This is a genomic window from Pseudomonas sp. BNK-30, assembly GCF_047456185.1.
GTDB classification, from domain to species: Bacteria; Pseudomonadota; Gammaproteobacteria; order Pseudomonadales; family Pseudomonadaceae; genus Aquipseudomonas; species Aquipseudomonas putida_E.
The window spans coordinates 2236721-2256045 of sequence record NZ_CP179904.1 but is presented as its reverse complement, the minus strand read 5'-3'; the positions used below and the strand labels follow the sequence as shown (position 1 = coordinate 2256045).

Genomic DNA, 19325 nt, shown 5'->3' with positions numbered 1-19325 from the left:
CATGACAGAACAACAAAAAGTGGTGCTGGTGATCGGTGCGGGAGATGCCACTGGCGGCGAAATCGCCAAGCGCTTTGCCCGTGAGGGGTACATCGCCTGCGTCACACGGCGTCAGGTCGAGAAACTGCAACCCTTGGTGGAAGAGATCCGTGCTGCCGGCGGGCAGGCACACGGTTTCGCCTCCGATGCACGCAAGGAAGATGAAGTCGCCGAGCTTGTCGAAACCATCGAGCGCGATATCGGGCCGATCGAAGCCTTCGTTTTCAATATTGGCGCCAATGTCCCCTGTAGCATCCTTGAGGAAACCCCGCGCAAGTACTTCAAGATCTGGGAAATGGCCTGCTTCGCAGGCTTTCTCACCGCCCAGGCGGTGGCACGGCGCATGGTCGTGCGTGAGCGCGGCACAATCCTGTTTACCGGTGCCACCGCGGGCACCCGTGGCGCAGCCGGGTTTGCGGCCTTCGCCGGAGCCAAGCATGGCCTGCGGGCTTTGGCGCAAAGCATGGCGCGTGAGTTGGGGCCGCGCAATATCCACGTTGCCCATGTGGTGGTGGATGGCGCCATCGACACCGCATTCATCCGTGACAGTTTCCCCGAACGCTACGCCCTCAAGGATCAGGACGGCATTCTGGATCCGGCGCACATCGCCGACAGCTACTGGTTCCTGCACGCACAGCCACGCGACGCCTGGACCTTTGAACTCGACCTGCGCCCGTGGATGGAGCGCTGGTAAGCCCTACCCTTAAAGGAGTGCGTTGCATGAGCAAGACCGTGGAGTTCTTCTTCGACCTGGGTAGCCCCGCCAGTTATCTGGCCTGGACCCAGCTACCGGCGCTGTGCGCCCGCCATGGCGCAGCATTGCGTTACCGGCCGATGTTGCTTGGCGGCGTGTTTCAGGCCACAGGCAACGCGTCGCCAGTGATGATCCCCGCCAAGGGGCGCTACATGTTCACCGACCTGGCGCGGTTTGCCGCGCGCTATGGCGTGCCGTTCGGGCTGCCGCCTGGCTTTCCCATCAACACCTTGGCCTTGATGCGTGGCCTGGTGGGCACGCAGTTGCGCGCGCCGGAACGCTTCGACGCTTTGCTCGCGGCGCTGTTCAACGGGTTATGGGTACAACGGCGCAACCTTGGTGATGTCACCGTATTGGAGCAGGTGCTCGCTGAAGCCGGTTTTACCGCCGCTGAATTTCAGCTGCTGACTGGCGACGAAGAGGTGAAGGCGGCATTGAAACAGGCGACAGAAGAGGCTGTGGAGCGCGGGGTGTTTGGTGCGCCGACCTGTTTTGTCGATGGCCAGATGTACTTTGGCCAGGATCGTCTGGACTTCGTGGCGGATGCACTGAAGCTTTGAGCGCTGCGGGCTGTTCGCGGTGCTGGCCGCGATCAGCCCGGCCCATTGGGCCTTGAATCAGAAATTGGCCGGCGTGTTGGCGCTGATGATCTCCGCCTCGTCCTGACCAATGTTCTTGAAGCTGTGCGGCAGGGTAGTGGGGATGTAGTAACCATCGCCGGAGTTCAGAACGCTGACCTGGCCATCGACCCACAGTTCCACGGTGCCCCGTGTGACCAGTCCGCATTCTTCGCCTTCGGCATGCACGATCGGCTCACCCGAATCGGCACCCGGTGCATACAGTTCACGCAGCATGCGCATCTGCCGTGCCTCGACGCTGGCACCGACCAGCAGCATGCGCAGGCCATTGCGGCCCAGGTCGGGCTGCTCGCTGGCGCGGAACACGAAGCGCTCTTCCCGTACCGGCTCGTCGAAGCTGAAGAACTCTGCCAAGGTCATCGGGATGCCTTCGAGCAGTTTTTTCAGGGAGCTTACCGATGGGCTGACGCGGTTCTGCTCGATTTGCGAAATGGTCGAGTTGGTGAGCCCGCTGCGGCGGGCCAGTTCGCGTTGGGAAAGGTTGTTGCGTTCACGCACCAGTTTGAGTCGTGTCCCCGTGTCCATAGCCGCCTTGTAATCAGAGGTGTTAAAAATAATGGGCGCATTAAAACACACTCTGCACGCTCGCGCGCTGTGCTTGTCAGGCGCGTGAGCGCGGCATAGGCCACAGCCCGACCAGCAGCAACAGCACAGCCACCACCAGGAATGGCAGGCGTGGGTCGAGGGCGTAGATCAGTGTCCCGGCCAGCGGGCCGATCACCGCGCCCATACCTTGAGCTGCGCCGATGGAGCCGGCGGTGGCGCCCTGTTCTGAAGCGTGCATGGCATTGGCGGCGAGTGCCGAGAACGCCGGGAAGACAAAGCCCATGCCGGCGGCAGCGACAAAATAGCACCCCCACAGCCACGGCGCGCTGGTAGCCAGCGAACCGGCGGCAAAGCCCAGTGCCGAAACGCTGGCGCCAACGCGGATCATCTTCAGCGGTGGCCATTCCAGCTGGCGCAGGATGACTTGTGACAGGATCAGTGCCACCCCGACGGTGGTCAGGGCGATGCCGGCAGCCTGGGCGGCCTCTGCCGGCCCCAGCTGCAGGCGGTCAAGGGCGAAGAAGCCGACGATGATCTGCGACACCGTCACGCTGAGCATCGCGCTGAATGCCACCAGCAGCGGCCGGCGCAGGCGCGGGTCGCTCAAGTGCACCGGGCTGGGCGCATGGCGATGGGCCAGGGGTTGTGGCTTGAGTTTGAACAGCAGGACCAGAAACGCGCTGGCAGGCAGCAGCGACATCACATGGAAGGGCAGGCTCAAGCTGTACCGTGCCAGCAATGCCGCCAGCGCCGGCCCGAGTACCAGGCCCACGGCATTCGCTGCACCCAGCGATGCCATGGCACGGGCGCGCTGTTGTGGCCCGACATGATCGGCGATCAGCGCATTGCAGCCCACCGGGATGGCCGCGTAGAAGGCACCGATGCAGCCGCGCGCGAGCATCAGGCCGACGAACGCCAAGGTAGCCCCGGGCAGCCAGCGCAATGCGCCTTCGACGAACAGGCACAGCAGCCAATACGCCACCGTGAAGCCGGCACTGCCCAGCAACAGGATGCGTCGGCGGCCCAGGCGGTCGGCTGCGCGGCCCCAGGGGCGGGCCAGCAGCACCCAGACCACACCTGACACAGTCACCGCAGCGCCAGCTTGCCAGGTGGCCATGCCGAGCAGTCGGGCGATGGGCCCGATCAAGGCGACGAATGCCATCATCGCCATGGTGCAGGCCATGTTGGCCAGCAGCAACGGGCGCGTGTCCAGTGTACTGGCGGTGGTCAAGGGGGCAGGGTCCTTTGCGACATTCATTGGGCAGTCCAGGGCAGTTGAACAGACGGCGTGCAGATCGATGAGACATTCAGCGTTGCGGGCCAGCCCATGCACCGCATGCCGTCAGTCACTGCGGCGCAGCGGCCCTGGCCACATGCTACGCAATACCCCGTCCCGGCGCACCAGTGCATGCATCAGCGCCGCGCCCAGGTGCACCAGTACCGTAGCGAACAACAGGTAGCCGGCCCAGCCATGCGCCTGGCGCAACATTGCGTACAGTTGCAGGTCGTGCGGGGCGATCGCGGGCAGTTGCAGCGGGCGCGGATACCCGCCTGCCGACAGCATGGCCCAGCCCAATAGCGGCATTGCCAGCATCAACGCGTAGAGCAACAGGTGCGATGCGCCTGCGGCGAGCCGCTGCAGCGCGGGCAGGTCTTGTGGCAGAGGGGGGTGAGGAAGGCTCAGGCGCAGACCGATACGCACGATCACCAGAAGCAGCAGCGCCAGGCCCGTGGCCTTGTGCAACCCTACCAGCACCGGGTGGCGCAGCGACAGGTCGCCAACCATGCTCACGCCAATGAACAGCATGGCGATGATCAGAATCGCCATCAGCCAATGCACCAAGCGGGCAAGGGGGTGGAAGGCTTCGGGTTTCATGGGCGGGCTCCTGCGCCGAGGGATTCGCGGCTGCGGCGGTTGAAGGACTCCGAGTAGGCCGCCGAACGGGCAGCGAGAATCGGGTCATTGGAAGGCTGGATGCCGCTGGGCAGGATCAACGGGTCGAAATTCAGGTCACGGCAAGCGCCTTGCTCCGGTGCATCCACCTGTTCGATGACCAGGGTGCCGGCATCTACGCTGCGCCGTTCGGCGGGCCAGGGCTGGGCCGGGTTGTCCTGTGCATCGCCGGGGTTGGCCAGTACAAGCCGCAAGGTCCAGCGCAACGGCCCCTGGGTCAGGCGTTGCTGCAGGTCATGCTGCAGGAACTGTTTGTCGTCGACCTTGCCGGGCAGGGCAGCGAAAGGCGTTTGTGGCTCGAGCTGCCAACGCACCGGGTGCGCAGTGCCACTGGCGTCGATCAGGCGGAAGGCATTGATGCTGTGGTACTGGGTGTTGGCGAAACTGTCGCTGGGTTTGTAGCTTGCGGCCCATTGGCGGAAGGCAGCGCTTTCCGGGTGGGCGGCAAAGAAGGCCTGCTGCTTTGCCGGGTCCGGCTTGCCGGTGGCAGGGTCTGGCGCGTTGGCCAGCACCTGGTCGTAAAACCCTTGTGGTGTGCTGATCGCCAGCACAGGGGGGTTGTTCATCCCGGTGCGCCAGACTTGGCCGTCGTCGGTGCTCAGCTCAATTGCCAGGCTGCGCACCGGTATGCCCGTATCGGGGGCGAACGGGTTGGCGCCACCGATGGCGAAGCGGCCGATTACCGGTACCCGATCCTGGGTGAACGCGCGTGCTGTCGACAGCGTGGCGGCCTGGCCGCTGGGCTGGAAGTAGCCGCTGACGCACAGGCCTTTCGCGTGGTTCTTGCGATAGCCCGGGTAGTGGCCGGCCTGGGCTTCGAAGGTGTCGATGATGCGTTGCGGAGTCAGCTGCGGCCCGCCGATCCAGCCTGCGGCGTAGGCAAAGCCTGCGCCCAAAGCCAGCATCACGGCGCCAATGCCGGCCAGGCGCAGGGCCTTGTCCGGGCCGTGCAAGGGTGAGTTCATGGTGTTCATCCGGTTCAGTGAAGATGCCGGTACGACGGGGCAGGGAACTATTTATTCCATCGATGGGAATAAATTTTGTGGCGGCGCGTCTGCCCCCTACACTGACAACCCCCGAGCCGGTACCTTGCCATGCACGACCTGGACGAACAGCAGTGGCGCGAGTTGCTGCAGCGCCTGCGCCGCTTTGCCTTGTGGCTGAGCCGCGAACCGGGCAGCGCCGACGACCTGGTGCAGGGCACTGTAGAACGTGCCCTCAGCCGCAGCAGCCAGCAACGTGATGCCGATGCGCTGCGTGCCTGGTTGTTCACCATTCTTTACCGGCTGTTTCTCGACGGTAAACGCCGTGAGCGCCTGCATAACCGCTGGCTATCGTGGTTCGGCCGCGCGGAGCAGGAAAGCGAAGCGCTCGGCGGTAACATCGAGAGCATCGTTCTGGCCCAGGCCGACCTGCAGGCCTTTGCCCGGCTATCGACCGAACAGCGTGCCTTGTTGCTGTTGGTGAGTGTCGAAGGGCTGAGCTACAAGGAGGCGGCCCAGGCACTGGGCATCCCCATCGGCACAGTGATGTCGCGCCTGTCACGTGCCCGTGCCGCCTTGCGTGAACTGACTGAGGGCAACCCCCAGCCCCCGGCCTTGCGGAGACTGAAATGACGCGCCTGATACCCAGCGAAGACGAACTGCATGCCTATGTTGACGATCGACTCGAGCCGACGCGGCGTGCCGAGGTGCAGGCCTGGCTGACGGCCAACCCTGAGCAAGCTGCACGTATCGAGGCCTGGCGCAACGATGCTCGACGCTTGCGCACGGCCCTGGCCGGGTTTGGCGATCAACCTAGGGCGGCGCAGTTGGATCGGGGCCAGTTGCAGCGGCGTGTGCGTCAACGGCGCCAACGCCGCCTGGCTTCGGCTGCGGTTTTGCTGCTGGCACTGGGCATAGGCGGGGTGGGTGGTTGGCAGGCCCGGCAGGTCACGCTGGCAGGGAACGAGTTGCCCATGGCTGACGCCGTTCAGGCGCACCGCTTGTTCGCCGGCAGCGAGGCGCTGGATATCCAGGCCAGTGACCCGACGCAGTTGCGCGACTGGCTGGGCAGGCATTTCAGCAGGGTGGGGCAGCTGCCTGACCTCACCGGCTACGGGTTCCAGCCTGTGGGCGCACGATTGTTGAGCAATGAGCAAGGGCCAGCGGCGTTGCTGGTGTTCCAGGACCGCCAAGGGCAGCGCATCAGCCTGTTCCTGCGCTCACCTGGGGAGCGTTTCGAGCGCATGCCGCAAGGGCAGCGTGTCGATGGCCAGCTGGAGGCGAGGTATTGGTCGCATGGGGCCTATAACTTTGCCCTGGTCAGTGCGGCGGATGATGTGCGCGGGGCGGGTGTGGGGGAGGCCTTGCGGTTGGGCCTTTAGTGTCGGTCAGCCCCCCCGTCGCGACGCGTCCGCTGTGGGGGCCGGCTTGCCGGCGATCACCGGCAAAGCCGGTGCCATGCACCGCAGTGCCTGCATCGCTGCGAGCCGGTTCACACGACAAGCGTTGGGCTGCCTCACTCGTGAAGGCGCCGGAGCCTGTCAGCTCAATTCAAGCCAGATCGGCGCGTGGTCCGAGGGTTTTTCCATTGCGCGCAGCTCATAGTCCACACCTGCGGCCTTGATCCGCGGCACCAGGTGCTGCGAAGCCATGATCAGGTCGATGCGCAGGCCACGCTTGGGCTCGTCCTCGAAGCCGCGGCTGCGGTAGTCGAACCAACTGAAGCGGTCCGTTACTTCTGGATGCAGGTGGCGGAAACTGTCCACCAGCCCCCAGCCCTTGAGGCGCTCCATCCACTCGCGTTCCTCGGGGAGGAAGCTGCATTTGCCTGTCCTCAGCCAGCGTTTGGCGTTGTCCGGACCGATACCGATGTCGCAGTCCTGGGGCGAGATGTTCATGTCGCCCATTACCAGCACCGGTTGGTCCTGCTTGAACTGCCCCTCCAGCAACGCCTGCAGGTCGCTGTAGAAACGCTGCTTGGCCGGAAACTTGGTGGGGTGGTCGCGGCTTTCGCCCTGCGGGAAGTAACCATTCATGATGGTGATCGGCGTGCCATTGGCATCAGCGAACGTGCCCCAGATGAAACGGCGCTGGGCGTCTTCTTCGTCTGTGGCAAAGCCTTTGAACAGGCTCAGCGGCGCCTGGCGCGAGAGCAGGGCGACGCCGTAGTGGCCTTTCTGGCCATGGTAGTGCACGTGGTAGCCCAGGGCCTGAACGTCGGCCAAGGGGAACTGATCGTCGCTGACCTTGGTTTCCTGCAGGCCGATCACGTCCGGCTGGTGCTTTTCGATCAGCGCCGCCAGCTGGTGCGGGCGGGCCCGCAGGCCATTGATGTTGAAACAGACGATCTTCATGGAAAGACAATCCCGGTAAAAGGCCGGATGCTAGCCGACATCGTCCCTGATCACCAGCGTGGCGGCTTCGCGAAGGCGCTGCTAACGTGCACTCAAGGGGGGAACGATGCGCCGTGGGGCTCCTCCAAGGCACTGTATGCCCATTCCAGGAGGACTGCCCGCAATGCCCGAAGCCACTGCCGCCCAGGCTCGCATCTGCACACTCGATGATGGCTACAGCCGTGAGGCACGCTCACTGCTGTACAACGCCTACCTGAAAGAGCCCACCTTTGCCTACATCTTCGAGGCCCAGCGCCCTGGCTATGAACGACGCTTGCGCGTGATGGTGCGCGAGTGGGTACGACAGCATTTCTACCTGCAGTTGCCGGCCATTGGCCTGTTGCTGGATGACCGCCTGATAGCGTTGGCGCTGATCGTACCGCCGCAGCGCCGGTTGGGCGTGGCCGACAGCTGGGCCTGGCGCCTGCGCATGCTGCTGGGCACCGGGCAACGCTGCACCCGACGCTACATGGATTATCAGGCGGCGCTGGTCGGTTGCCTGCCGACAGAACAGGTCCACATGTTGCCGCTCCTGGGTGTGCACCCAGCATTTCGCGGTCAGCACTATGGCGAACAATTGTTACAGGCCGTGCACGACTGGTGCGCAGAAGACCCCAACACACAAGGCGTGGTGCTGGATTCGGGCAACGAGCATTACCTCCCGTTCTATGAGCGCCAGGGGTATGAGGAGATTGGCGAGGTGGCTGTAGGGCCAATCCGAGAAAGAGTGTTTTTTCATCCCTGTCCGGTATCTTCAATTCCCCCGACAGCATGAAAGCCCGCCAGGCGGCTCCCTTGAGCGCCTGGCTCTGGTAGCATGCGCCGCATGACGTATTCAGGAAGACTGACTTGGGGCCTGGTTTTCTGGGCCGCCAGTTTCACAGCATGGGGGCAGAGCGAATTGCTTGTGCAGGTAAACCCTGCCAACAAAGCGCTCAAAGCCAATGTCGAAGGCTACATAGGTACCCTGGGTGACCGCGATGAAGAGGCGCTTTTGCGCTTCAGCCGCGGGGCGCAGGAGCAGGCGCGAAAAGCGGCGCAAGCGCTTGGCTACTATCAGGCGCAGATCGATAGCGAGGTCAGGCCGCCTGCCAAGGCCGACCAACCGGCGAAGCTGATCCTTCATATCGACCCGGGTGAGCCTGTGCGCTTGCGCAACGTAACCGTGCGCATCGAAGGGCCTGCCAGCGAGATGAAAGCGTTTCGCGTACCCGACAGCAAAGCCCTGCGCGCCGGTGAGCAACTCAACCATGGGCTGTACGAGGACGCCAAACGGTTGATCCAGAACCAGGCGTCGCGCTACGGCTTCTTCAGTGGGCATTTCAGCCGCCAGCGCCTTGCCGTCGACCCGCAGGCCGGGGTGGCCGATATCGAACTGGTGTATCAGAGCGGCCCACGCTATCGCTTGGGTGCGGTCAGGTTCAGTGGCGACACGCCGCTGGACGAAGAACTGCTGCAGCGCATGGTCTCGTTCGAACCGGGCACGCCATACGACTCCGAACTGATCGCTGAGCTGAACAACGACCTGCAGTCCAGCGGCTATTTCGAGGGTGTGCGGGTCGATGCTGCGCCCACTGCCGCAGTGGCTGAGCAAATCCCCGTGGACGTGCGCCTCGATACCCGCAAGCCGCGGACAATGGGGCTTGGCCTGGGTTACTCGACGGATGTCGGGCCGCGCGGCAAAGCCAATTGGACACGCCACTGGGTCAACCCCCAAGGTCACAGCTACGGCTGGGAAACAGAACTTTCAGCCCCACGGCAAAACGTGGGGCTGTGGTACGACGTGCCCCTTGACCCGCCCCTGACCGACAAGTTGCGTTTCGCTGGCGGCTATCAGAATGAAGAGATCGCCGGTACAGACACACTCAGCAAGCTGCTGACCGTGGGGCCGGAATGGCACAGCAAGCTGCCCAGTGGCTGGCAACGGGTGATCTCGCTCAAGTACCAGCGTGAAGAGTATCGCCTTGGCGACGATTCGGGCCTGAGCAACCTGCTTATGCCGGGCGTAAGTTTCTCCTACCTGCGCAGCGACAACCGCATCGACCCGCACAATGGCTACCGCCTGCAGTTCGATACCCAGGTGGCCAAGGAAGGGCTGGTGTCCGACACCAACCTGTTGCATGGCAACGTGCTGCTCAAGGGCCTGACCACGCTCGGGCACAACCACCGCTTGCTCGGCAGGGTGCAGTTCGGTGGCAGCGCCACCAACGGTTACAAGAACAACATCCCGCCATCGCTGCGTTTCTTCGCCGGTGGTGACCAGAGCGTGCGCGGCTACGACTATCAGACGCTGTCGCCAAAGAACAGCGACGGCGACCGTATCGGTGGCCGCTACTTGGTGGCAGGCAGCGTCGAATACCAGTATTCGCTGACCGAGAAGTGGCGTGTGGCGACATTCGTCGACCAGGGCAATTCGTTCAACACGCTGGAGCTGCCGAGCCTCAAGACCGGGGTCGGTATCGGCGTGCGCTGGGTTTCGCCGGTCGGGCCATTGCGCCTTGACCTGGCCAAGGCCCTTGATGACGACGGTGGTATCCGCCTGCACTTCTCCATGGGGCCTGAGCTGTGATACGTGTGTTCAAATTCATTCTGCTGGGCCTGCTTGGCAGTGTGTTACTGGTTGTTCTGGCGCTGGCAGCGTTACTTGGTACCGAAAGCGGCAGCCGTTGGGTACTTGGGCGCGTGCCAGGCCTGCAGGTCGATAACTTTCAAGGGCGCCTTGCGGGCAGGTGGCAGGCGAGCCAATTGACCTGGGCTGACGGCGGCAACCGCGCCGAAGTGCTGGCTCCGCTGCTGAACTGGACACCTGGCTGTTTATTGCGGGCAACGCTGTGCATCGATCAACTGCATGCCCAGCGTATCGACATGCTGTTCGCGCCGAGCGAACAACCTGCCGACAGCGGGCCGCTGCAGTTACCGGTTTTGCGGCTGCCGGTGGCCATCGAGCTGGGTGACGTCAAGGTTGGCCAGGTGCGCCTCGATGGCAGCGACCTGCTCGGCGATCTTCACCTGGCGGCGCACTGGACTGCCACAGGGCTGCAGATCGACAGCCTGCAACTGCAGCGCGATGACCTGCAATTGAATGTGCAGGGCGATCTGCAACCCGAGGGTGACTGGCCGGTGCAACTGCAGGGGCAGGTGCACCTGCCTGCGGTGCAAGGGCAGGCCTGGCAACTGGCACTGACCGCCAAAGGCGAGTTGCAGAAAACCCTTGAACTGGATGCGACCAGCAGCGGTTATCTCAACGCGCGTCTGACCGGTGAGTTGCAGGCACTGGCCGAGCACTTGCCAGCCAGGTTGCAGCTGCGCTCCGATGCCTTCAAACCCGCGCAAACGCTGCCGGACACGCTGCAGCTCAATCAGCTCAAGCTCGACGCCGAGGGCGATTTGCTCAAAGGTTATCAGTTGTCTGGTAGCGCCAGCCTGCCGGCAGAACAGGCACCGATCGCCCTGCTGCTCAAGGGCAAGGTAGATGCCAAAGGGGCGAACGTTCAGGCGTTGGACCTTTCTGCCAGCGACGCTCAGCACGTGAAGCTGCAGGCCAGCGCCGACTGGCAGCAAGGCCTGGTGGCCGATGCTCAGCTCGACTGGCAGGATTTCCCGTGGCTACGTCTGTACCCGTTGGACGCGCCGCCAGATGTCACGCTCAAGCGCTTCAACGCGCAGGTGCAATACCGCGATGGCAGTTACCAGGGTACTTTCAATGGCGACCTCGACGGCCCAGCCGGAGCCTTTACGTTGGCCAGCCCTTTCGAGGGTGACCTTGGCCAGGTGCGCCTGCCGCAATTGGCCCTGACCGCCGGGCAAGGCAAGGCAGCCGGCAGTGTCGCGGTGCGCTTTGCCGATACCCTGGCCTGGGATGTCGACCTGCAGTTGTCGGCACTCGACCCCGCCTACTGGCTCGCCGAACTGCCCGGTACCCTGGCCGGTCCGTTGCGCAGCAAAGGTGAAATGAAGGGTGAGCAGCTCACCCTCGATGCCCAGCTTGATCTAAAGGGCCGCCTGCGCGGCCAGCCTGCGATGCTCAAGGTACAGGCCGAAGGCGCCGGGCAGAACTGGACCCTCGGTGCGCTGGCCGTGCAGTTGGGTGACAACCGCATCAACGGCAGTGGCAGCCTGCAGCAGCGCCTGGCCGGGCGTGTCGACCTCGACCTGCCCCGGCTCGGGCAACTGTGGCCCGGGCTGCGAGGCCAGGCCAAAGGGCGGCTGGATGTCAGCGGCACGCTGAGCGCTCCCCAGGGTACCCTCACCCTGCAAGGCCAGCAGTTGGCGCAGGAGCAGAACCGTATCCAGCGGCTTGACCTCAATGCACGCCTGGACAACGCCCAGCGTGGCGTGATCAACCTCAAGGCCAATGGTATTCGCCTGGGCGATACCGCGTTGGGCACCTTGCAGGCCAACGGCAAGGGCGATATCCGCCAGCAAGCCCTGACCCTGGGCCTCGATGGCCCGCAGTTGAAGCTTGACCTGGGGCTCGACGGCCAGTTGAACAAGGGGGATTGGCGTGGCCGGCTGGCCAGCGGCAGAGTCCAGGCCGGTGGCCAGGACTGGCAGTTGCAGGCGCCGGCCCGCCTGCAGCGCCTGGCCAGCGGCCAACTGGACTTCGGTGCCCACTGCTGGCGCTCCGGTCAGGCCAGCCTGTGTGGCGAGGATCAACGCCTGGCACCAGAGCCACGCCTGCGTTATCACCTCAAACAGTTCCCGCTGGACAGCCTGGCCCAATGGCTGCCGAAGGATTTCGCCTGGCAGGGGCTGCTCAATGCTGACGTCAATCTGGACATTCCAGCCAGCGGCCCCAAGGGTGTCGTGCGTATCGATGCCAGTGGCGGCACCCTGAGGGTGCGGGACAATGGGCGCTGGATCGATTTCCCTTACCAGGCGCTGCGCCTGGACAGCACCCTGGCGCCTCGCCGCATCGATACACGGCTGAATTTCCGTGGCGAGCGCCTCGGCGAGTTGAGCCTGAACGCCCGTCTCGACCCGCTGGGGAAAGACAAGCCGCTGTCGGGTGACTTCCGCCTCGCCGGTCTGGACCTGTCGGTTGCCCGGCCTTTCGTACCGATGGTCGAGCGCCTGGCAGGCCAATTGAATGGCAGTGGCCGATTGTCCGGCACCTTGCTGGCGCCAAAGGTCAACGGCAACCTGATGCTCAGGGGTGGCGAGGTCAGTGGTGCTGAGCTGCCCGTCAGTTTGCAGGACCTGTCGCTGCAGGCCTTGATCGCTGGCGAGCAGGTTCAGCTCAACGGTGGTTGGCGCAGTGGCGAGGCGGGCCGTGGCCGGCTGAGCGGAGACCTGACCTGGGGCCAGGCCCTGGGCATGAACCTGCGCCTGCAGGGCCAGCAGTTGCCGGTTACCGTCGAACCCTACGCAACACTTGAGGTAGCGCCGGACCTGAGCCTGCGCCTGATCGACGACAAACTGGCGGTGACCGGCAAGGTGCTGGTGCCCAAAGGCAAGATCACGGTGCGCGAACTGCCGCCGTCGACCGTGAAAGTATCGGACGACACCGTCATCGTCGGCCACCAGACCGAAGAAGGCAAAACGCCCATGGCGATGGCCATGGACATTGATGTAGAGGTTGGGCAAGACAAACTGTCGTTCAGCGGTTTTGGGCTTACCGCCAACTTGCTCGGTCATGTACACATCGGCGACAACATGGACACCCGTGGTGAGTTGAGCCTGGCTGACGGACGCTACCGCGCCTACGGTCAGCGCCTGACCATTCGCCGTGCGCGCTTGCTGTTCGCCGGGCCCATCGACCAGCCTTACCTGGACATCGAAGCCATTCGGCAAGTTGATGACGTGATCGCCGGTATTCGCCTGAGCGGCAGTGCCGAGCAGCCTACTACCAAGGTGTTTTCGGAGCCGGCGATGAGCCAGGAACAGGCGCTGTCCTACCTGGTGCTGGGCCGACCGCTGGGCACTTCGGGCGAGGACAACAACATGCTTGCCGAGGCGGCCCTGGGCCTGGGCCTGGCTGGCAGCGCAGGAATCACCGGCAGCCTCGCGTCAAGCCTGGGTATTGACGATTTCCAGTTGGACACTGAGGGCTCGGGCAACTCCACCAGTGTGGTGGCTAGCGGTAACCTGACCGAGAAACTGAGCTTGCGATATGGGGTAGGGGTGTTCGAGCCGGCCAATACCATTGCGTTGCGCTACAAGCTGAGCAAGAAGGTCTACCTTGAGGCGGCGAGTGGCCTGGCCAGTTCGCTGGATATTTTCTACAAGCGCGACTTCTGAAGGGGCGCCATCACCGCACGGTGGCGGCCTCGATGAACTCATTGGTTTCAGGGGCAGGCGCAGTGGGCGGCTTGCGGGTGGGGTTGATCAGCTTGGTATATTCCTCGATCAGCCGGTTGAGCGCCTCGGGTGGCTCGCTGGCTTGAAACTGCATGCGGATCTGTACCTCGTCCGGGTCTCGCGTTTCCCCCTGGCGGCCCTGGGCGCCAATGGTGACCTTGAAGGCCGCAGCGCCGCCGGCCTCCTCATTCGCCTGCATCGCACGCAGCGCCTCCGTGCCATTGACCCGCACAGAGAGGTCGACCTGCATGCGCTCCAGAGCCAGCCCCTTGGGTGAAACCAGGGCGAACAACGGCACGCGTATCACATGCTTGTCGTCCATGGCGACCTCGACCATCTTGGCTTTCATAGGAGCCCCGAGCGCCTGCGGATCGATGTCGAAAAAGTGATCGAACAGATTGATGTACTGCTGGGCAATCAGGCTATTGGTTGCCGCAGCGGCTTCCTGCAGGCCACGGGTGATATCCCGCAGGTCAATCGCGGTCATGGGGGCAGGGTGGTTGTCCACTCACTTGTCTCCTTGGTACACGGGGAGCCCCGCTGTGTTCAGCGAGGCGGACATTTTGAGACAGGGCGAAGGATCAGGGAGTGGTGGCACCTGCAGAGGCGGTGCTCGCTGTATCGTCCTTCAGTACGTCAGCATCGGAAATCGCATCCGTGCTTATCAGGGTCGAGTTGGGTACCACCGTCGGTTTGGTGGCAGCATCGGTGAGGAAATCGATGACCCTCATCACCGCCTCTGGTGGATCCTGGCGGCGCAAGGTGGTGTTGAATGCATAGCGGGCACGGGTATCGGACTTGCGGGTCTGCGTGGACTTGTGGCTGATACTGCCCTTCATGTCCAGCTTGAAAGGGCCCCAGCCCAGCGAGGCGGCCATGTCACCACCTTTGCTGGACTCACTGAAATCCTCGGCCGCTTGGCTGATGGTCAGTTCGAACTCGACCTTGCCTTCTTCAATGACAATGTTCGGGTGGGTAATGGCCGCCAGCAGCGGGACCTTCATGGACTTGCTGACGACGCCTTTGTATTCGCCCTGTTCGTTGACGATGGTCTCGTCATAGTCGAACTGGATGGCAACCGCTTTGCCATCCTGTACGCAGACCTGCATGAGGAAGTCCGCATAGGATTTGCTCGCAGTGACCTGAGCCTGAACCATGGCTTGTAGCGGCCCGGCGATCATACGGTCCATGGGCAAGGCGTTGATGACCGATCCGATAAGGCTGTTGTCTAGGGACATTGCTGGATTCTCTTTCTCTGTTGGATGATGCAAATACGGCCGTCAATGCGGCCGGGTGGGGGTCGTCAGCGCGTGCAAGGCTCCTGGCGACGGATATTGCCGATCTGGCGCAGGCTCAGGCCGTACTTGTCGGCCAGCAGGCTGCGTGACAGCCCTTCAGCGCTTTCTTTCTGGATTTGCAGGTTGCGCAACTGCCGCAGGAAGTGGTCTGGCTTGGGGATTTCCAGTGCTACACCGGCAAACCGCTTGATCAGGGCGTCCAGAGCTTCGCCAGGGAGCACGTCGGCGAGCTTGGTGCGCTCACGATGCTTGGGGATGTATTTGGGCCTTCCGCCGAAGGCGCAGGTCAGTTGGTAGGCGTTTTCTATGCCGATACATTCGATCAGTGACTGCAACGAGTGCGGCAGAAGGCTGATGTCGATGGCTGTGAGATCTGGCAATTCCATGTGGTGCTCCCTCGCGGTAGATGGGGCGCGATGCTTTGATGAGCCGCAATGGCGGGTCAGCGATTACCATCGGCGTTCTGTCGTTGGCGTGAGAGGATTGTCAGTGAGTGACGAATAACGTCGCTAGGCGCCAAGTGGTCCAGCTGTTGTAGCCTCGGGGAGCAAGATTTGAAGGCAACGATTTCGCGTGTTGTAGGACATCGCTCTGGCGTTGCCCTACAGCCGTTGATACTCAGGGGGGCACTTTTCCGTGAGGCAACTGGGTGCCAGTACCCTCAACCGCAGGGGTAAACATGCATCAAGCTCACGTTGCGCAGGTAGGCGTGGGGCCAATCGGCCATTGTTTGAGGCAGACTGCGCCAGTCGACCACGAGGCAGAGGGCACTGAGAGATTGCTTATCGTGCCGGCCCAGCACTTTACCGGGGAAGGATCGGCGATAGAGCGCAAGGGTCTTGCCCACTGCTTCGACTTGTCCGGCGTTGGCCAAGGTTTCGTAGGCGAGCCTTGGCAACTGCGGCTGCTCGATTGTGAAATGGGCGTGGCCGGGCCTTGCGAGCAGGTGCCCGGCTGCCCTTGTTCGATGCCATAACTGTTGCCATTGGTTGCTGCCGGCGTAGTCCGCCAGTTCGCGGCCCATTTTGAGCAATTGCTCAGGTGGTATCTGGCGGATATCCAGGGCGTGGGTGGGGAGAGAGGGCAGTAACAACAGAATGAGCAGGGCGGGCTTGAGCATGGAGCCTCCAGCATGGGCGGTAGGGAGGCCAATGCTTTCAGGCTTGAGGTGCCACGCTAAGCAGGAAATGCAGCGCCGAAAGCCATGGGCGTTGTATCATTGGCCCGGCTCGTTGCGAGCCATTTGCCCCCGATGTTGCAAGGAACTATCGATGACACACGTGCAGCGCCTCAAATATTCGATTCTTATCATCCTGGTGGTGCTGGGCCTCATGCTGGGCCTGTCACATCTGCAAAAACAGGGCACCATCAGTGAACAGACTTTCCAGCTGCTGGCCATCGCCATTGCGGTAGTGGTGGTCGTGATCAACGGGATCCTGCGGCGCAAGGTCAAGCCCTGACCCGTACCGGCCGGCCAGGTATGGCCGGCCATGCGCTCAGCGTGCAGAGGGTTGCTCGAGCACGGCGCGCGCTTGCGGGTTGAGGCTGTAGCACTTGTCGTTGCCCAGGTTGATCACGCCCTCTGCGCACAGCCGCTTGAGCACCTCCCGCACACTGAGAAACGACAGCGGAATATCCAGTTGTTCCAGATGCGCGTGCACACCGCGCACGCCAATGCTGCGGCCGGAGCGGCCGGCGCTGTGCAGGGCGTCGATCACTTTGAGACGAATCAGGCTGGTACGCAGCCCATAGGTGCGCAGCAACTCGCGGATCTGTTCGTTGCCGACACGCTCTTCCCCGCAGGCGTCCTGTCCATTGGCCGCTTTGGCCGGGGTTCGCCCGGTCTGAAGTGAGGATTGCGGGTTGTACATGTGAATGCTCCTTTTCGTGGACTTTCCCGAAATATGGGTGCCTCACTTACTAGGACGAATGAGAACGGAGAATCTGCAGCCTTTGCGCAAAAAAAAGATTCTCTGCCGGTCTCATGAAGACGAATCTGTTTCTCCTTGTGCGTAAAATTTTCATGTGGGCGTTCGTCTGATTGGGAATGATCCCAGAAGCCGAGGAGTGCCCGTGCTCTCAATTTCACGTCCCATGACCTGCGCTGGCCTTGCGGCCGCGCTGGTTGTCTCCAGCATGGCCGCGCAGGCGTTGGAACCCAAGTCTGATGCCACTGCGCAAATTCGCCGTACCAGTTTCGGCGTGCCGCATATCGTGGCCAAGGATGAGCGCGGCCTGGGTTACGGCATCGGTTATGCCTATGGCCAAGACAATCTGTGCCTGCTGGCCAATGAAGTGCTGACGGTCAACGGTGAACGTTCGCGCTTTTTTGGCGCGCAGGGCAAAACCCTCGAGCAGCGCGATAACCTGACCAGCGACCTGTTCTTCACCTGGTTCAATACGCCGACTGCGGTCAACAGCTTCCTGCAGGCCCAACCTGCTCAGGTGCGTGATTTGCTGGAGGGCTATGCCAGTGGTTTCAACCGCGCCTTGGCCGAGCGTCGTAGCCAAGGGCTGCCGGCAGAGTGCGGGGATGGTCAGTGGTTGCGGCCGATCACCAGCCTGGACCTGGTCAAGCTGACCCGCCGTCTGCTGGCTGAGGGTGGGTTGGGCCAGTTCGCCGAAGCGCTGGCGGCTGCCCGGCCGCCGCAGTTGGCGAGCCAGCAGGCAGCGCCCACGTTTGGCGAGGCACTTGCCCAGCAGCAGCGCTTCGCTTCGGAGCGCGGCAGCAACGCCGTTGCAGTGGGTGCGGAGCGTTCGGCCAACGGCCGCGGGCTGTTGCTGGCCAACCCGCATTTCCCCTGGATGGGCGGGATGCGCTTCTACCAGATGCAACTGACCATCCCTGGCCGACTGGACGTCATGGGCGCCGCACTGCCTGGCTTGCCGGTAGTGAACATCGGTTTCAACCGTCACCTGGCCTGGACCCACACGGTCGATACGTCCAAACACTTCACCCTCTATCGACTGCAACTGGACCCCAAGGATCCGACCCGCTACCTGCTCGATGGCAAGTCCCTGCCGCTGACGCGCCAGGCTGTGAGTGTCACGGTCAAGGCTGAGGATGGCACGCTGAGCCAGGTGCAGCGCCAGGTCTATAGTTCGAGCTTCGGGCCCGTGGTGCAGTGGCCAGGGCGCCTGGACTGGGACAGCAAAGCGGCCTACAGCCTGCGCGACGCCAATCTGGAAAATACCCGCGTGCTGCAGCAGTGGTATCGCATCAACCGGGCCGATAGCCTGGCGGCACTGAAGGGCTCGGTCGAGCAGTTGCAGGGCATCCCCTGGGTCAATACCTTGGCCGTCGATGCCGGTGGCCAAGCGTTGTACCTTAACCAGTCGGTGGTGCCTTATGTGGACCAGCAGATGCTGAGCCAGTGCAGCAACCCGGCGGCGCAAGGGCCGCTGGTGGTGCTCGACGGTTCGCGCAGCGCCTGCCAGTGGAAGGTCGATGCACAGGCAGCGCAGCCTGGCATCTTCCCGGCGCATCTGTTGCCCAGCCTTGCGCGCAACGATTTCGTGCAAAGCTCCAACGATCCGGCATGGATGACCAACCCCGCCCAGCCTTTGACGGGGTACTCGCCGCTGATCAGCCGCAGCGACCAGCCCTTGGGCATGCGCGGGCGCTTCGCGCTGGAGCGCCTGCAAGGCAAGGCCAAGCTGGGCATGGAGGACCTGCAGCGTATGGTGATGGATGACGAGGTCTACCTGGCCAGCCTGGTGCTTCCAGACTTGTTGCAATGGTGCAAAGGCGCTGAGGCCGATTTGCAGGCACTGTGTACGAGCCTGGCGAGCTGGGATGGCAAGGCTGACCTGAACAGCGGCATTGGCCTGGTGCACTTCCAGAACATCGTCGACGCCTTGGCCAGGTATCCGCAAAGCTGGCGTGTGGCCTTCGACCCGGCAGACCCGCAACACACGCCGCGTGGGTTGGCAGTGGAGCAGGCGGCGGTGCGCAAGTTGCTGCGCGAAGCGGCGCTGGCCTCACTGCAGCAGGTAGCCAAAGCCGGCGTTGCTGAAGACAGCCGTTGGGGGCAGATCCAGCAGGCGGCCGATGGCACACCGGTGCCGGGCGGCCCGCAGGGCTTGGGGGTGTATAACGCGATCTACAGCGTCCCGCATGGGCCGGGCAAGCGGCTGGTGGTCAGTGGCACCAGTTACTTGCAACTGGTCAGCTTCACCGATAAGGGGCCCCAGGCGCGCGGGTTGTTGGCCTTCTCGCAGTCCAGCGAAGCCGCATCGGCGCATGCGAGCGACCAGACCAAAGCGTTCTCGGCCAAGCAGTTGGCGCACATCCCGTTCACCGAGGCGCAAATCAAGGCTGACCCCGAGTATCGGCAGTATGTGATCAGTGAGCGGGACAAGGGGGCAGTGGCGAGCCAGCCTTAAGTTACAAACCTGTACCGGCCTCATCGCCGGCAAA

At 63.1% G+C, this 19325-nt stretch carries 19 protein-coding genes; 9 read left to right on the top strand and 10 right to left on the bottom strand.

The genetic code is table 11. The features are described 5' to 3' along the window. The first annotated feature begins 1 nt into the window (after position 1). Positions 2-733 carry an SDR family oxidoreductase gene (locus ACMGGN_RS10510; protein WP_115275039.1) on the top strand — a complete coding sequence of 244 codons (732 nt, stop codon included), beginning with the start codon at positions 2-4 and terminating at the stop codon, positions 731-733. Positions 734-759: 26 nt separating this feature from the next. After that, positions 760-1353, top strand: coding sequence for a 2-hydroxychromene-2-carboxylate isomerase (locus ACMGGN_RS10505; RefSeq protein WP_115275038.1), 594 nt, complete (start codon positions 760-762; stop codon positions 1351-1353). Positions 1354-1410: 57 nt separating this feature from the next. On the opposite strand, the gene ACMGGN_RS10500 is transcribed toward ACMGGN_RS10505, so the two are convergent. The 4 genes from ACMGGN_RS10500 to ACMGGN_RS10485 form a co-directional block, all read right to left on the bottom strand. Continuing rightward, the gene (locus ACMGGN_RS10500) at positions 1411-1956 is read right to left on the bottom strand and encodes a cupin domain-containing protein (protein ID WP_012314247.1); all 546 of its coding nucleotides are present in this window, start codon (positions 1954-1956) and stop codon (positions 1411-1413) included. Between the two features lie 76 nt (positions 1957-2032). Further along, positions 2033-3235, bottom strand: a complete 1203-nt coding sequence (locus tag ACMGGN_RS10495; RefSeq protein WP_115275037.1) for an MFS transporter — start codon at positions 3233-3235, stop codon at positions 2033-2035. 84 nt (positions 3236-3319) lie between these two features. Next, on the bottom strand, positions 3320-3853 hold the full coding sequence (locus ACMGGN_RS10490; protein WP_281868798.1) for a cytochrome b: 534 nt from the start codon (positions 3851-3853) through the stop codon (positions 3320-3322). Beyond that, positions 3850-4896, bottom strand: a complete 1047-nt coding sequence (locus tag ACMGGN_RS10485; RefSeq protein WP_115275563.1) for a catalase family peroxidase — start codon at positions 4894-4896, stop codon at positions 3850-3852. The genes ACMGGN_RS10490 and ACMGGN_RS10485 overlap by 4 nt, the downstream gene beginning before the upstream one ends. A 129-nt stretch (positions 4897-5025) precedes the next feature. Between ACMGGN_RS10485 and ACMGGN_RS10480 the strand changes: the two genes are divergently transcribed. Then, the gene (locus ACMGGN_RS10480; RefSeq protein WP_046785443.1) at positions 5026-5547 is read left to right on the top strand and encodes a sigma-70 family RNA polymerase sigma factor; all 522 of its coding nucleotides are present in this window, start codon (positions 5026-5028) and stop codon (positions 5545-5547) included. Next, on the top strand, positions 5544-6296 hold the full coding sequence (locus ACMGGN_RS10475) for an anti-sigma factor family protein (RefSeq protein ID WP_046785442.1): 753 nt from the start codon (positions 5544-5546) through the stop codon (positions 6294-6296). The genes ACMGGN_RS10480 and ACMGGN_RS10475 overlap by 4 nt, the downstream gene beginning before the upstream one ends. Before the next feature lie 159 nt (positions 6297-6455). Here ACMGGN_RS10475 and xthA read toward each other — a convergent pair whose 3' ends face one another. Continuing rightward, on the bottom strand, positions 6456-7268 hold the full coding sequence (gene xthA / locus ACMGGN_RS10470) for an exodeoxyribonuclease III (RefSeq protein WP_115275035.1): 813 nt from the start codon (positions 7266-7268) through the stop codon (positions 6456-6458). 163 nt (positions 7269-7431) lie between these two features. On the opposite strand from xthA, the gene ACMGGN_RS10465 reads away from it, so the two are divergent. From ACMGGN_RS10465 to ACMGGN_RS10455, 3 genes are read left to right on the top strand one after another with little or no spacing between them, the layout of a single operon-like run. After that, complete coding sequence (locus ACMGGN_RS10465) at positions 7432-8082, top strand: GNAT family N-acetyltransferase (protein WP_119688933.1); 651 nt, start codon at positions 7432-7434, stop codon at positions 8080-8082. Between the two features lie 51 nt (positions 8083-8133). Continuing rightward, entirely contained in the window at positions 8134-9876 is a 1743-nt protein-coding gene (locus ACMGGN_RS10460) for an autotransporter assembly complex protein TamA (RefSeq protein WP_046785655.1), read from the top strand. Next, positions 9873-13547: a translocation/assembly module TamB domain-containing protein gene (locus ACMGGN_RS10455; RefSeq protein ID WP_414156744.1), complete on the top strand. Its 3675-nt coding sequence runs from the start codon at positions 9873-9875 to the stop codon at positions 13545-13547. Before ACMGGN_RS10460 ends, ACMGGN_RS10455 begins: the two co-directional genes overlap by 4 nt. A 10-nt stretch (positions 13548-13557) precedes the next feature. On the opposite strand, the gene ACMGGN_RS10450 is transcribed toward ACMGGN_RS10455, so the two are convergent. The 4 genes from ACMGGN_RS10450 to ACMGGN_RS10435 form a co-directional block, all read right to left on the bottom strand. Beyond that, entirely contained in the window at positions 13558-14115 is a 558-nt protein-coding gene (locus ACMGGN_RS10450; RefSeq protein WP_115275033.1) for a DUF2589 domain-containing protein, read from the bottom strand. 73 nt (positions 14116-14188) lie between these two features. After that, entirely contained in the window at positions 14189-14845 is a 657-nt protein-coding gene (locus ACMGGN_RS10445) for a DUF2589 domain-containing protein (RefSeq protein WP_115275032.1), read from the bottom strand. A gap of 65 nt (positions 14846-14910) precedes the next feature. Beyond that, complete coding sequence (locus tag ACMGGN_RS10440; RefSeq protein WP_115275031.1) at positions 14911-15291, bottom strand: transcriptional regulator; 381 nt, start codon at positions 15289-15291, stop codon at positions 14911-14913. Between the two features lie 275 nt (positions 15292-15566). After that, positions 15567-16025, bottom strand: a complete 459-nt coding sequence (locus tag ACMGGN_RS10435; RefSeq protein WP_046785436.1) for a hypothetical protein — start codon at positions 16023-16025, stop codon at positions 15567-15569. Between the two features lie 151 nt (positions 16026-16176). Between ACMGGN_RS10435 and ACMGGN_RS10430 the strand changes: the two genes are divergently transcribed. After that, the gene (locus ACMGGN_RS10430; RefSeq protein ID WP_012314261.1) at positions 16177-16365 is read left to right on the top strand and encodes a hypothetical protein; all 189 of its coding nucleotides are present in this window, start codon (positions 16177-16179) and stop codon (positions 16363-16365) included. A 36-nt stretch (positions 16366-16401) separates the two neighbouring features. On the opposite strand, the gene ACMGGN_RS10425 is transcribed toward ACMGGN_RS10430, so the two are convergent. Next, the gene (locus tag ACMGGN_RS10425) at positions 16402-16776 is read right to left on the bottom strand and encodes a fe2+ zn2+ uptake regulation protein (protein WP_115275028.1); all 375 of its coding nucleotides are present in this window, start codon (positions 16774-16776) and stop codon (positions 16402-16404) included. A 223-nt stretch (positions 16777-16999) separates the two neighbouring features. Here ACMGGN_RS10425 and ACMGGN_RS10420 point away from each other — a divergent pair, with 223 nt between their 5' ends. Further along, positions 17000-19291 carry an acylase gene (locus tag ACMGGN_RS10420; protein WP_115275027.1) on the top strand — a complete coding sequence of 764 codons (2292 nt, stop codon included), beginning with the start codon at positions 17000-17002 and terminating at the stop codon, positions 19289-19291. The last annotated feature ends 34 nt before the right edge of the window (positions 19292-19325 follow it).